General features: G+C 52.2%; 14 protein-coding genes. 12 read left to right on the top strand and 2 right to left on the bottom strand.

What is annotated here, in order from left to right; genetic code table 11:
- Window positions 1-156 precede the first annotated feature (156 nt).
- Genes ACYVIY_RS26195 through ACYVIY_RS26185 form a run of 3 tightly spaced genes read left to right on the top strand, consistent with a single transcriptional unit; the run spans window position 157 to window position 2,387 of the window.
- A complete protein-coding gene (locus tag ACYVIY_RS26195) occupies window positions 157-1,356 on the top strand; it encodes an aminotransferase class V-fold PLP-dependent enzyme (protein ID WP_460979523.1) in 1,200 nt (399 codons plus the stop codon).
- Between the two features lie 46 nt (window positions 1,357-1,402).
- Window positions 1,403-1,993, top strand: a complete 591-nt coding sequence (locus ACYVIY_RS26190; RefSeq protein WP_460979522.1) for a DUF1572 family protein — start codon at window positions 1,403-1,405, stop codon at window positions 1,991-1,993.
- A 10-nt stretch (window positions 1,994-2,003) separates the two neighbouring features.
- Complete coding sequence (locus tag ACYVIY_RS26185) at window positions 2,004-2,387, top strand: nuclear transport factor 2 family protein (RefSeq protein WP_460979521.1); 384 nt, start codon at window positions 2,004-2,006, stop codon at window positions 2,385-2,387.
- A 34-nt stretch (window positions 2,388-2,421) separates the two neighbouring features.
- Here the strand turns inward: ACYVIY_RS26185 and ACYVIY_RS26180 are convergent, their stop codons facing one another.
- On the bottom strand, window positions 2,422-3,651 hold the full coding sequence (locus tag ACYVIY_RS26180) for a multidrug effflux MFS transporter (RefSeq protein WP_460979519.1): 1,230 nt from the start codon (window positions 3,649-3,651) through the stop codon (window positions 2,422-2,424).
- Between the two features lie 266 nt (window positions 3,652-3,917).
- Here ACYVIY_RS26180 and ACYVIY_RS26175 point away from each other — a divergent pair, with 266 nt between their 5' ends.
- The 9 genes from ACYVIY_RS26175 to ACYVIY_RS26135 all read left to right on the top strand — a co-directional run bounded on the left by ACYVIY_RS26175 (window position 3,918) and on the right by ACYVIY_RS26135 (window position 13,290).
- Window positions 3,918-4,169: a 4a-hydroxytetrahydrobiopterin dehydratase gene (locus ACYVIY_RS26175; RefSeq protein ID WP_460979517.1), complete on the top strand. Its 252-nt coding sequence runs from the start codon at window positions 3,918-3,920 to the stop codon at window positions 4,167-4,169.
- Between the two features lie 69 nt (window positions 4,170-4,238).
- On the top strand, window positions 4,239-4,961 hold the full coding sequence (gene rsmI, locus ACYVIY_RS26170) for a 16S rRNA (cytidine(1402)-2'-O)-methyltransferase (RefSeq protein WP_460979516.1): 723 nt from the start codon (window positions 4,239-4,241) through the stop codon (window positions 4,959-4,961).
- Window positions 4,948-6,168, top strand: a complete 1,221-nt coding sequence (locus tag ACYVIY_RS26165; protein ID WP_460979515.1) for a lipoprotein N-acyltransferase Lnb domain-containing protein — start codon at window positions 4,948-4,950, stop codon at window positions 6,166-6,168. The genes rsmI and ACYVIY_RS26165 overlap by 14 nt, the downstream gene beginning before the upstream one ends.
- Before the next feature lie 73 nt (window positions 6,169-6,241).
- Window positions 6,242-7,546, top strand: a complete 1,305-nt coding sequence (locus ACYVIY_RS26160; RefSeq protein WP_460979514.1) for an acetylxylan esterase — start codon at window positions 6,242-6,244, stop codon at window positions 7,544-7,546.
- A 41-nt stretch (window positions 7,547-7,587) separates the two neighbouring features.
- Complete coding sequence (locus ACYVIY_RS26155) at window positions 7,588-8,520, top strand: D-2-hydroxyacid dehydrogenase (protein WP_460979513.1); 933 nt, start codon at window positions 7,588-7,590, stop codon at window positions 8,518-8,520.
- Between the two features lie 146 nt (window positions 8,521-8,666).
- Entirely contained in the window at window positions 8,667-11,381 is a 2,715-nt protein-coding gene (locus ACYVIY_RS26150; RefSeq protein ID WP_460979512.1) for a DNA gyrase/topoisomerase IV subunit A, read from the top strand.
- A gap of 51 nt (window positions 11,382-11,432) precedes the next feature.
- Window positions 11,433-11,798, top strand: coding sequence for a VOC family protein (locus ACYVIY_RS26145; RefSeq protein WP_460979511.1), 366 nt, complete (start codon window positions 11,433-11,435; stop codon window positions 11,796-11,798).
- 1 nt (window position 11,799) lies between these two features.
- Complete coding sequence (locus ACYVIY_RS26140) at window positions 11,800-12,495, top strand: SanA/YdcF family protein (RefSeq protein WP_460979510.1); 696 nt, start codon at window positions 11,800-11,802, stop codon at window positions 12,493-12,495.
- Between the two features lie 195 nt (window positions 12,496-12,690).
- The gene (locus ACYVIY_RS26135; protein ID WP_460979509.1) at window positions 12,691-13,290 is read left to right on the top strand and encodes a CAP domain-containing protein; all 600 of its coding nucleotides are present in this window, start codon (window positions 12,691-12,693) and stop codon (window positions 13,288-13,290) included.
- A 138-nt stretch (window positions 13,291-13,428) separates the two neighbouring features.
- Here the strand turns inward: ACYVIY_RS26135 and ACYVIY_RS26130 are convergent, their stop codons facing one another.
- The gene (locus tag ACYVIY_RS26130) at window positions 13,429-13,983 is read right to left on the bottom strand and encodes an RNA polymerase sigma factor (RefSeq protein WP_460979507.1); all 555 of its coding nucleotides are present in this window, start codon (window positions 13,981-13,983) and stop codon (window positions 13,429-13,431) included.
- Between the last annotated feature and the right edge of the window lie 97 nt (window positions 13,984-14,080).

The following is a 14,080-nucleotide window of genomic DNA, read 5'->3' as shown; positions in this document are numbered from 1 at the left end:
GTAGCAGCCTAATCTGTCTGGATTACCATACAGAATTCGTCGAAGTGAACCGTACAGTTTGGGGTGTCAGTTAATCTTCGTCAAACTAATCTGTACGGTTTCCAAATCGCTAAAGTGTGTCTGGTTCAATACACGCGGGTTCTCTTCTTTTGCCGTATGCAATCCCAAACAATTCCTTTAGTTGATGTTGCCCGACTGCGGGCTGATACGCCGGGCTGCCTTGATCGTCTGTTTATGAACAGCGCTGGGGCTTCGCTGATGCCTCAGGCGGTAGTGATGGCTATGCTGGATTATCTTCAGCAGGAAACCCAGCTCGGTGGATACGAAGTAGAACGGTTACGGGCAGACCAGATCGCCCAGTTTTACCAGGAAACGGCCCGGTTACTGAATACCCAGCCGGGCAATATCGCCTATGCGTACAGTGCTACCGATGCCTGCATCCAGGCCCTATCGGCCATTCCGTTTCAGACGGGCGATACGATTCTGACCACCACCAACGATTACGTTTCCAACCAACTGGCGTTTCTGTCCATGCAGCAGCGGGTAGGAATTCGGTTGATCCGGATCAACGACCTGCCCAACGGCGACCTTGATCTGACCCATGCCGAGGAGTTGATTCGGGTACACCGGCCGGTACTCGTCGTCATGACGCACGTACCGACGAATTCAGGGCTGGTGCTGCCAGCCGAAGAGATGGGTAGCCTTTGCCGACATTACGGCGTCTGGTATCTGCTCGATGCGGCCCAATCGGTGGGGCAGTTACCACTCGATGTGGCTCGCCTTCAACCCGACTTTCTGGTGGCAACGGGTCGTAAGTTCCTGCGCGGCCCGCGCAATACGGGATTTCTGTACGTATCTGATCAGGTGCTGGAGGCCGGTCTGTCTCCGCTGTTTATCGATAGACGGGCGGCCAGCTGGACCGGGCCGGACAGCTATACTGTGCCGGGCAGCGCCCGCCGGTTTGAGCCCCAGGAAATCTCGCTGCTCAGCGTCGGATTGGCGCAAGCCGTTTGGTACGCCAATCAGGTCGGCCTGGAGGCCATTGCCCAACAGAACCAACGCCTAATGCACCGGCTGCGGGTAGGTTTACAACAGCTCGATGGGATTACCGTACTGGATTGGGGCTCCCGGCAAAGCAACATCCTGAGCTTTCACACGCCCCGCCATTCGCTCCCTGCTCTGGAAGCGGCTCTTCGATGTGGGCAAGTGGTCTACACGGTGCAGTATGCAAATTCCGCACTGATCGATTTTCAACGAAAGGGTGTAGACTGGCTAGTCCGGCTTTCTCCTCACTATTTTAATACGTTGGAAGAAATGGATGATGTGATCGACGTAATCGCCAATTTTTTAGCGTGACCCTTCTCTGATTCACCCTGAATCTAGCTATAAACCGACTTGCCGTATGTCAACCGATTACTTAAGAAGCGTGATCAGCCAATTCGAGTATTATAAATGGCTGGGCGAAAAGACGCTGGACCAACTGCCCGACGATGCCTTGTTCTGGCAGTACAACGAGCAAAGCAACAGCGTTGCCATCCTGATTAAACACCTGTGGGGCAACATGCTTAGTCGCTGGACTGATTTTCTTACCACCGATGGCGAAAAAGAATGGCGCGATCGGGAAGATGAGTTTACATCTGATTCTCAATCCCGAAATGAATTACTCCAAAAATGGGACGAGGGTTGGCGTGTTCTTTTAGAAACCCTTCAATCGCTGCGGGAGGAAGACCTGACGCGGATCATCTATATCCGAAACCAGGGCCATTCGGTCGTGGAAGCGATAAACCGGCAGCTAGCTCATTATGCGTATCATATCGGGCAACTGGTATTTCTGGGGAAAATGCTGACGAAAGACTGGACGTCGCTCTCGATCCCAAAAGGAGCGTCCAGCCAGTTTAACGCCGATAAATTCGCGTTACCAAAACACCGGGAATATTTCACCGATGCGTACCTGAAACCAACCCAACCGAACGGAGAAACCACGTCAAACTAAGCCAGATACCATGACCCAACAAGAAGCGCTTCGATTTGCCGATGAATGGATCGAGGCTTTTAACGCGCACGACCTTGACGCCATTTTGACCCATTACGCCGACGAACTGGAATTCTATTCACCCTTTGTTCAGCGGCTGAAGTTCAATACGTCAGGCTGCATCACCAGCAAGCGCGATCTGGAGCGCTACTTTCGGGTAGGTCTGAACACCTATCCCGACCTGCACTTCACGTTGCATACCGTTTTTGTGGGAATCGATACGTTAGTTATTCACTATACGTCGGTGAATAATCAACTCGCCAGCGAAGTCTTTCACCTCAATGAAATGGGAAAAGCCAGCCAAGTGTTTTGTCACTATGCCGGGCGTGAATCGGTTCCTCAACAGGCGGAGTGAGTGCACTGCTAAACGGACTTATAGTAAGCGCCCATTAGTGAAATACAGCTGCCTCGGCGTCCTGTTGAACGTCGATCTGAGTACGTATCCGCCTGCGTCCCGTCAGTAAGACCAGTAGGGCCAGTGTGGACGAGCCAGTCATACCCAAAACCATCGGGATAGCCGAAGGGATTTCGAATAAACTCATATACACCGAAATCAACGTACCCATACCCATTTGTAGAGCACCCATCAGGGCCGAAGCGCTACCGGCATTTTTGGCAAACGGAGCCAGCGATAGAGCGGACGCATTGGGGTTTGTGAAACCGATGCAGCAAAGGAACAGGAACAGAAAAACAAGGGTGATTGGCAGCGTCAGCCAGCCATTCAGCGCGACCGCCAGAAACGTTACGCTAATGAGAACCTGACAGATCAGCGCGACCGGGACAATTTGCTCGCTCTTGTAGGTTCGCAGGAGCAGGGTGTTTACCTGACCTGATCCGATGAAGCCAACTGAAAGAAAGGCAAAAATCCAACCATAAACTTTTTCATCGGTATGAAATACTTCCATGAACAGGATTGGCGAGCCGGAAACATAGGCGAAAAGTCCGGAGAAGGCGATGGCACCTGTGAAGGCATAGGTGTAAAACTGAGGCTCACGCAGCACATGCCAGAAATTGTGTAAGATCGGCTTTGGCTTTAAGGAAATCGACCTGTCGGGTGTATATTTTGTGGGCAGCCAGAAGAAAACGGCGCCCAGAATAGCAATTCCCATTCCCGCCAGAATGACAAATACCGCCTGCCAGCCTAATGCTGCGGTCACGTACCCCCCAATTGTTGGGGCGATCATCGGCGACGCACCCACCACCAGCAATAGCAGCGAGAAAACTTTTGCATTGTCTTTCACCGGAAACAAATCACGCACCATGGCCATCGAAGCGACCGCTGCCGCGCAACTGCCGATGGCCTGGATAACACGCATGACGATCAGTCCGTTGATGCTCACTGTAAACGCGCAGCCTATCGAAGCCAGTACGTAGATAACGAGCCCGACGTAGAGCGGGTTTTTTCGGCCAAACTTATCCAGCAGGGGACCGTAAAGTAGCTGCCCTATCGAAATGCCGATGAAAAAACCGGATAAAGACAAGGAGACGTTGGCCGCGGTCGTGTGCAGATCGTTGGCTATGGCCGGGAAACCCGGTAGATACATGTCAATGGAAAACGGCCCCAGCGCCGTTAAACTTCCCAGAATCAGGATAAGAAAGAAATACGTCTTTTTAGACATCAGAAATGAATGAGGTGAGCGCGATGACGGACGCTGCCAAAGGTATAGCCGCCACCGAACCACGTAAAGCTTGCTATGTATACACAAGTTCAGCGTCAATAATTTCAGAAAACGGAAAAAGCTCGGTGAGTCGGCGAGCTGGATAAACTGGTTTAGGCTTTGGGTAGAGTGAATGGTCAACACCTGTTCATACAACTCGCGCCGGTTGGAATGAACCTCGGCACCCAGGCGTCGGTTGTAGGGTTAAACGTCAAATCAACCCGTCTATGTGGCAGGAACAGGATAATCAACTCATCCGCGAGTTTACATTTACTGATTTTAGCGAAGCCTTTTCGTTTATGACGCGTGTGGCCCTGCTTGCCGAAAAGATGGACCATCACCCCTGGTGGTCTAATGTCTATAATCAGGTGACCATAAAGCTGACAACGCACGATGCGGGTAATGTCGTTACCCAAAAAGATCGCCAGTTAGCCGCTGCCATCGACCGGTTACAAATGAGTGAGAGAGCGAAAGAGTGAATGAGCGCTAGTGCCGCATTTCAGCCGCCACAGCCCCATTAGTTCATTATTTCACTCCATTCCCTCTCTATGAAACTATTTCTCGTGCCAACGCCCATTGGCAATCTTGACGATATTACGTTGCGGGCCATCAAAACGCTACAGGCGGCCGACGTGATTCTGGCCGAAGATACCCGTACGTCGGGCGTCTTGCTACGTCACCTGAACATCAGTAAACCGCTCCAGAGCTACCATATTTTTAACGAACATCAGACCGTACAGCGGCTGGTGAATCAGTTGAAAGAAGGCAAAACCTTTGCGCTGGTGACCGATGCGGGTACGCCGGGCATCTCTGATCCTGGGTTTCTGCTGGTTCGGGCCTGCATTCAGAACGATATACCGGTGGAGTGCCTGCCGGGGCCAACGGCCTTCGTGCCCGCGCTGGTCAACTCGGGCCTGCCCAACGACCGCTTTACGTTCGAAGGATTTTTGCCCCACAAAAAAGGGCGTCAGACGCGCCTGAGCGAACTGGCGGTTGAATCCCGAACGATGGTGTTCTACGAGTCGCCCCACCGGCTGGTGAAAACGCTGCAGCAGTTTGCCGAAGTGTTTGGCGCTGATCGGTCGGCCAGCGTATCGCGCGAACTGACGAAGCTGTTCGAAGAAAACAAGCGCGGGCCGTTGTCCGAACTTATTACGTACTTTGCCGAAAAAACAGTAAAAGGTGAGCTTGTTATCTGCGTTCAGGGAAAAGAGCCAAGCCGGGAGAAAACCCGCAAGTACAGCCGCGATGAAGACGATGAGGACGAGTAAGGGGGCGCTCGCCAAATGGGTAGTTAGCCTGTTTCTCGCCCTAAGCGGCCTGCTACCAACGGCCAGCGGTCAGCAACTTTCGCCATCCGCCCAGATTAGTTTGCTGACGGTGGGGCCGGGGGAAGAACTGTACTCCGTATTCGGGCACACGGCCATTCGGATCTACGATCCGTCGCAAAATATGGATGTGACCTACGGCTGGGGGGGCTTCCGGTTTTCCGAAGATAATTTTTACGTCAAGTTTTTACGGGGTACGCTGCCGTACTACATCGATGGGTACGATATGTATCCGTTTCTGTATGCCTACCAGGCCGATAACCGAACCGTCCGCGAGCAACTCCTGAATCTAACCAGTGCGCAGAAAAATCGGTTGTGGAGCCAGATTCAGGAAAATTACCGGCCCGAAAACCGGACGTATCAATACAAATTTTTCTACGACAATTGTGCGACCCGGCCGCGTGATGTGATCGCCAGGGCCTGTGGCGATAGCCTGAACGTACCTACCAGATTAAAGAAGACCGGTAAGTCGTACCGCGACTGGATGAATGATCATCTGGGCGAGAAACCCTGGGCTAAACTGGGCATGAACCTGGCCATTGGTCAGCCCGCCGACGAACAAACCGACGGCTGGCACGCCATGTACCTGCCTGGCAACGTCCACGATCAGATGGCTCAGGCAATGCTTCGTAGTCCGACCGGCCAGATCAGACCCCTGGTGACCCGGGATCAGGCTCTGTATACGGCGACGACAACAATCCGGCAGCAGATTCCTTTCTTTTTCGACCCCAACGTGGTTTTTACTATCCTGGGCGTCGTCGTTGTGTTGGTTACTGTTCGCCGGTACCAGCAGGGGCGGGTTGATCGGTGGCTCGATCGGCTGCTATTTGGCGTTTCCGGTTTTCTGGGCTGGTTTCTGTTTCTGCTATGGGTCGGCACCGATCATGGCGTTACGGCCTGGAATCCTACGCTGCTTTACCTGATGCCGCTGCATCTGCCCCTAATCTACTGGGCTACTGGCCGCAATTCGACTTCGCGTCGCCGGACTACGTATTTCGGTCTGACGGCCGTCCTGATCTTGCTCGGCATGATCTTGTCCAATGTGCCGGGTGGGGTCGATGTCGTGTATCCGCTGATGCTGTTAGTGCGTTGCCTGGTCAATGTTCAGCCCGTTCGGCGCGGAAAGCAAACGCCAATGCGGGTGGCCTGACCGGTTTTCAGTTATAATTCGGAACGTAGCTGCTTTGTCAGGATGATAGGACTCTGTATTCATTCCGAATTTCATGAAAACGCGTTTACTTTCTGGTTTATTCCTGATCTGGGTCAGCACGGCCCTGGCCCAGCCCGCCGAACGGCTCGTTAAAGTCATCGTTACGCCCAATCATGCCGACTGGCTTTATAAGATTGGCGAACCCGTTTCGTTTACCATCGCTGTTTACCGGGACAATGTACCGCTCAAGGCTGCAACGCTCCGCTATGAGGTCGGCCCGGAAAAGATGGAGCCCGTTAAAAAGCAGACTGTTACGTTGAAAGACGGAACCCTTACCCTGGATGGGGGTACCCTGCGTACCGCTGGCTTTCTGCGCTGTACCGCCACGGTTGAGCTGGATGGAAAAGAATACCGGGGCCTGACCACGGTGGGCTTCGAACCCCAGGCGATCAAGCCGACGGTCGAGAATCCCACCGACTTCCGGGCGTTCTGGGACAAGGCGAAAGCGGATCTGGCTAAGGTACCCATCGATGCCCGGATGACCCTGCTGCCCGAACGCTGTACGGAGCGGACCAATGTGTATCAGCTCAACCTGCAGAATATCAATAATTCGCGCTTCTACGGAATTTTGTGCGTGCCCAAGAAAGAAGGGAAATATCCGGCTATTCTGCGTGTACCCGGTGCTGGTGTGCGTCCCTACAACGGTATGATTGCCGAAGCCGAAAAAGGCTTCATTACGTTGGAAGTTGGTATCCACGGCGTACCGGTCACCATGGACCCTAGTGTGTATGATAATCTGAGCCGGGGACCGCTCAGTGGGTACCAGGCAGCGAACCTCGACGATCGCGATCGGTACTACTACAAGCGGGTGTATTTAGGCTGCGTGCGTGCCGTCGATTTCCTGACGAGTTTACCCCAGTACGATGGGCAGAACCTGGCCGTAACGGGCGGTAGCCAGGGTGGCGCGTTATCGATTGTTACGGCCGGTCTTGACTCCCGGATAAAGTGGTTGGGTGCGTATTATCCGGCCCTGAGCGACGTAACGGGCTATCTGCACGGCCGGGCGGGCGGCTGGCCGCATCTGTTCACGGGCGATAATCTCGCGTACAACAACAAACCTGACCGCATTAAAACCACCGGCTATTACGACGTCGTTAACTTTGCCCGCCTGGTGAACGTACCCGGCTATTATTCCTGGGGATTCAATGACGAAACCTGCCCGCCTACGTCCATGTATGCGGCTTACAACGTGATCCCCGGCACCAAGCAACTGGAACTGTATAAAGAAACCGGCCATTGGACCTTTCCTGAACAAACCGAAAAAATGACAAATTGGCTATTGAGTCAGCTGACCGGCGGTGAAGTCGGGAAGCGATAGCCAATGCGCAACCATTTAGGCGGAATTTTCGTAGAACTAGTATGATACTTTTTGTAAACACCGCCCTCGACACTGCGCTTAAAGAAACACTCCTGCGTGAACTGCCCCAGGATATTACTGTCCGGTTCCGGCATGATTTGCCTCAATCCGAACAGCAGACGTCTCTGCAGTCGGCGGATTTCCTGCTTGGTAATCCCCCGGCCGCCTGGTTCACGGAACCCTTGCCCAATCTGAAATTCTGGCAACTCGACTCGGCTGGCTTTGACGGATACCGGGCCACCCAACTTGATGCTGTCGTAGCGAATATGGGCGACTACTTCGCCTGGCCCTGCGCCGAGACCATGGTAGCGGGTATTCTGGGGTTGTACCGGCGTATTCCGGAATTGGCCTTGCTGCAGAGCCGGAGCGAATGGATCGGTGCTCCCATCCGGGCCCGGACGGGATTGCTCCGTGCGAAACAGGTGGTTATTCTTGGGACGGGAACGATCGGGCAGGCCGTGCGGCAAATGTTAACCGGCTTTGACTGCGGGATCAAGATGCTGGCCCGCACTGACCCACAGGCTGAACTGCATTCGGTCGATGAGTTGAAAGCTGTTCTACCGCAAACCGACATTGTGGTCAATTGCCTGCCCGGTACGGCGGTCGGATTCTTTTCGGCCGAACTGATCGCGGCAATGAAACCCGGGAGCCTGTACGCTAATGTGGGCCGGGGCAGCACGACCGATGAACCCGCCTTAATCGAAGCCCTCCAGGCTGGGGCGCTGGGGGGCGCGGTGCTCGACGTAACCGGAACGGAACCTTTGCCTGCCAACAGTCCGCTGTGGACGTTGCCAAACGTTTTGCTGACTCAGCATACGGGCGGGGGACAACCGACTGAGGATGCGGGTAAAGTTGCCTTGTTTTTAGAGAACCTCCAACGCTACCTTAAGGGCGACAGCGTAGAGAATAAGGTAGAACTTGGGCGGGGTTATTAACCCGTTGGGGAAGCGCCTTAAATTGCCTTTTTAGGCAGATTAAGGCTATTTCCTCGATTTTTCTTCGTATATTTAAGGAGCCGAACGGCACATGACCGCTCGGAATTGCCCGCCAATTTTCAACTGAAATAGTTCCAGACCAATTCATGATAGACAACGAAGATCAGGAACCGATGGCCGATGATACGCAGCCGCTCCCGTCAGAGTTTTCGGCGGACGAAGCGGAGCTAAGCGATGCCAGCGGAGCTAATGAACAACCCATTGATACAGGTGCCGATGTGCTGCACGACCAGACGGTTGTGTCAGGACTTTACGAAAACTATTTTCTCGATTACGCATCCTACGTTATTCTCGAACGGGCGGTTCCGGCCGTAGAAGATGGGCTGAAGCCGGTTCAGCGCCGGATTCTGCACGCCCTCAAAGAAATGGACGATGGGCGCTTCAACAAGGTGGCGAACGTAATTGGGCAGACCATGCAGTTCCACCCGCACGGCGATGCCTCCATCGGCGAAGCGCTGGTCAATATCGGCCAGAAAGAACTGCTCTTCGATACGCAGGGAAGCTGGGGCGATGTCCGCACGGGCGATGGCGCGGCTGCGCCCCGTTACATTGAAGTCCGGCTCTCGAAGTTTGCCATTGACACTATTTACAACGACAAAACCACTGAGTGGCAACTGTCGTACGATGGTCGTAAAAAAGAGCCGGTAACCTTGCCCGTAAAATTCCCACTGCTGCTGGCGCAGGGCGTTGAGGGGATTGCCGTCGGGCTGTCAACCAAGATTCTGCCCCACAACTTCAACGAACTGGTCGAAGCGTCGATTCAGATTCTGAAAGACAAGCCGGTTCAGTTGTTCCCCGATTTCCAGACCGGTGGGCTGATTGATGTCAGCAACTACAACGATGGCCACAGGGGCGGCAAAGTTCGGGTACGCGCTCGCATCGAAGAAGTTGATAAAAAGACCCTGGCCATTCGGGATGTACCGTTTGGGGTAACCACCTCGCAGCTGATCGACTCCATTGTCAAAGCCGCCGAACTCGGCAAGATTCGGATTAAAGCCCCGAGCCGCAACGTAGCAGCTGTCGTTGACAACACCGCCAGAGACGTTGAGATTCTGGTGCACCTGCAGCCGGGCGTGTCGCCGGATGTGACCATCGATGCGCTCTACGCCTTTACCGACTGCGAAGTGTCGATTTCGCCGAACGCCTGTGTCATCATTGGCGACAAACCCCATTTCGTTAGTGTAACTGACATCCTGCGGGTAAATACGCACCAGACCGTTCAGCTCCTGCAACGCGAACTGGAGATTCGGCGTAGTGAGCTACTGGAGCGGCTGCTGTACAGCTCACTCGAAAAGATTTTTATAGAGAACCGAATTTATCGGAAAATCGAGGAGTGCGAAACGTTCGAAGCGGTGCTGACGACGATCGACAAAGCGCTGAAACCCTTTAAGAAGCAGTTCTATCGGGAGATCAATGAAGATGATTTGATTCGTCTCACCGAGATAAAAATCAAACGGATCTCGAAGTACGATGGCTTTAAGGCGGATGAACTGATGCGACGCCTGGAACAGGAGCTCGCTGAAACGGAAGATCACCTGGCCAACATCACCCGCTATGCCATTGCGTATTACAAGGATCTGCAAAAGAAATACGGCAAAGGCCGCGAGCGTAAAACCGAAATCCGGGCGTTCAATACCATTGCCGCGAGTGTAGTGGCAGCCGCCAACCAGAAACTGTACGTTGATCGGGAAGGTGGTTTTATTGGGTATGGCCTGAAGAAAGACGAGTACGTAAGCGACTGTTCGGACATTGACGACATTATTGTGTTTCGGCGCGACGGCAAATGCCTGGTCACCAAAATTCAGGAGAAAGTCTTTGTCGGCAAGGATATTCTGTACGTATCGGTTTTCAAGAAAAACGACGAACGCAAGATCTATAACCTGGTGTACTTAGACGCCAAGTCGGGTATTTCAATGGCGAAGCGATTCCCGGTTACCGGCGTTACCCGCGATCGGGAGTACGACCTGACGATGGGCAATCCGAAGTCGAAGATTACCTACTTCAGCGCCAACGATAACGGCGAGGCCGAAGTGATTACGGTGAATCTGACCGCCCAGAGCTCAGCCAAGATCAAGCAGTTTGATTATGACTTTGCTTCGGTTGGTATTAAGAACCGGTCGGCCCAGGGCAATATCCTGACGAAGTATCCGGTACGGAAGATCACTCAGAAAACCGGTGGGGTGTCGACGCTCGGCGGGGTAGACATCTGGTACGACGAGCATCTGGGACGGCTCAACCGCGATGAGCGGGGCAGACTGCTCGGTAACTTCGACGCTAAGGATAGTATTCTCGTTGTTTACAAAGAGGGTCAATATGAACTGACTAGTTTTGATCTGACCAACCGATACGAACCGAACGAAGTGGCCATCCTGACCAAGTTTGATCCCGAGACGGTTTTGTCCTCCGTGTATTACGAAGCGAATCAGAAGTCGTGGTACGTAAAACGGTTTAAAGTTGAAACCACCACGTTGGATAAGAAATTTAGCTTTATTGGAGATGCCAAAGGATCGAAGTCGTTAATTGTTACGGCTGATAAATATCCACGTATCGAAGTTGTCCATCAGGTTAAAGAGCGTGGTCCCGTTGAGAAGATGGTGTTGGAACCCGAAGGATTTATTGATATTCGGGGCTGGAAGGCATTAGGAAAGCCCTTGCCTTTCGCTAAAGTGAAAGATGTAAAGCTGCTGGCCCCCAGAGCGGTCAGAGAAACCGTAAAACAAACGGAGGCCGTTGATCAGGTTGCCGTTGAAGCGGCTGAGGCTGAGTCAGCAGAACCCATGCAGTTGGGATTGTTTTCATAAATAGAGCCCTTGCGGAACGTCAGCTAATGTTCTGCAAGGGTACCTAAAATCATGCTGGAAAAACCTTTTTTGGGGTTGCGAACAGTAATTTATGCAGCGCCCGCTCTTTCCGAAGCCAAAGCCTGGTACACCAGCGCATTTGGCGTTACGCCGTACTTTGACGAGCCCTTTTACGTTGGCTATTCGGTAGGTGGCTACGAGCTTGGTCTCGACCCTGACCGGGAGCCGGTTGCCGGAAGCACCATTACGTATTGGGGCGTTGCTGACATTCAGACGGCACTGGACCGTCTGCTTAGATTAGGGGCTACAACGCACGAAGACATTCAGGATGTGGGCGAAGGTATAAAAACAGCCGCCGTCAATGACCCGTTTGGCAACGTAATTGGTTTAATTGAAAATCCGCATTTCAGTTTATGACATGAATACCCTATTGGCCACCGAATACAATAGTGATATGCCTCCGGAGACGGTGGCGGTTCGTGTGGTCAAGTGGTCCATAAAATTCGTGGTGGCTGCGGTGTTTACGGCCTCGGTAGTGATCCTGATCTGCAACTGGTGGGTGGTTTACAACACCCGCGACCAGATTTACTTTGACATTCAGGAATTACCGACGAACGATGTCGGGCTCGTGCTGGGTACCAGCAAGTTTGTCCGGACGGGAAAAGAGAACTTATTTTTCCGGTACAGGATGGAGGCTACCGCCCGGCTTTGGAAAGAAGGTAAGGTAAAATATCTGATCTTAAGCGGAAATAACGATTCCGAATACTACAACGAACCCGTCGATATGCAACGGGCTTTAATTAAACTAGGCGTACCCCAATCGGTAATGACGCTGGATTACGCCGGCTACCGGACGTTTGATTCCGTGGTACGTTGCAAAGACGTATTTAACCAGGAAAAGATTACGATTATCTCCCAAAACTTTCACAATGCCCGCGCCTTATACATTGGCAATCACGAGGGCATTGAAGCGATTGCCTTCGCAGCTCAGGATGTGCCCGATGGCTATTCATTCCGCACGCTTATCCGCGAATATTTAGCGCGCCCGTATGCGTTACTCGACGTGTACATCATTCGTCCACAGCCCGAAAAAGGCAACTTTCAGCGCAAATAAAAGCAGCTTGTTTCCCGGTAAGTAGTAAGTAGTTCAAATGCCTGTTTGGACATACAGCTATGTCTTTATAGCATAGCTCGTACTATTTATTACCAGCTATATTAATACGTAAATTTAATGTTGCCGTTATTGTCTTTGTGTATAATAATCATATTAAATATACCGTTTAATCAACAAACATAGCCATATCAACTGATGAAATCTACGTATCTCCTGGGTGTATCTGCTCTATTATGGGCAACTGCTGCCTGTCAATCCGATCGGGAATCGCAAACGCCCGCGCCGGTAATGTCATCCATTTACAAGGATGGTGGGGCAGGAAAAGAGACAACCACCCAGCCGAATTTAGCCGGTGCCCGAGCCGCAGCCGCGACTACCGCTCAGCAGCAGGAAGTCTTAACGTATCTGAACCAGGCCCGGTCGAAGCTCTGCCAGTGCGGAACCACAACGTATCCGGCAGTACCCGCGCTTACGCTCGACACGCAATTGAACGCTGCCTCGGATAAACACGCTCAGGATATGGCTACGTATAATTATTTTAGTCATACGGGTCGCGACGGTTCACAGCCCTGGGATCGGATGACGCGGGAAGGGTACAGCTGGCGGGCCGCTGGAGAGAACATTGCCGCTGGCTATACAACCACCCGCGCTGTTGTGGATGGCTGGCTTAAATCGCCTGGCCACTGCGCAAATATTATGAGTGCCAACTTCAAACATGTAGGTGTCGGTTATGCCTATGGGGGCAGCAGCACCTACAAACACTACTGGGTAACCGACTTCGGCACCCGACGGTAATTCCCTGTATACACTGAATCGGGCCGGTTATGAAACCGGCCCGATTCAGTGTATAGCTATGGACTATTAGCCTTAGATGACTAGTTAAAGATAGATTAGAATAGGTAAAAACGTAGAATTGATCGATAGGGTAATTAGTTAATAAGATTGTTCACCATACATTCGGCGGATCTTGTCGCGGGTGCGTTTCAACCGCATTTTCACCGCGCTGTCTTTGAGTCCGAACTGCTCGGCGATCTCTCTGATATCCAGACCTTGCTCGTATTTTAGCCGGAGCATAAGCGTTTCTTCGGGCGATATAGTACCCATAACTTGCGCGAGGTGCTGCAGCCGAAATTCTGTGGTTTCCTGTTCCGAAGAATCACTCCAGTTGTATTCCTGATCCTGCTCAATGGAAACGGTACTGGTTCGATTCGCGTACCGAAGCTGATCCATGCAGTAGTTGTAAGAGATCGAATACAACCAGGTCGAAAACGCCGAATTCTCTTTGAAGTTTCCTAGATTCCCGTGTACCCGCAGAAAGATGTCGTGCGTGAAATCTTCGGCCTGGGCCGAATCCTTGGTCAGCGACAGACACCGGCGGTACACTTTGCTGACGTAACGGTTGTACAGCGTTTCAAAATAGTTGTTCTGTTCGCTGCGCAAATGCATACGAATTAATTCTTCATCTTTCAGTTGGGGATGGGTAGCCATATAAGTTAAGTACTATTTATAGTTGAGGTTATTGAGGCTAAAACAAAGGCATTGGTAAGTAATTATTACTAGATTTTAATATGCAAAAATCAAATGT

Source organism: Spirosoma knui, assembly GCF_054780635.1.
Note: the sequence above shows the minus strand (reverse complement) of the source record. Positions and strands in the feature narration are given on the sequence as shown.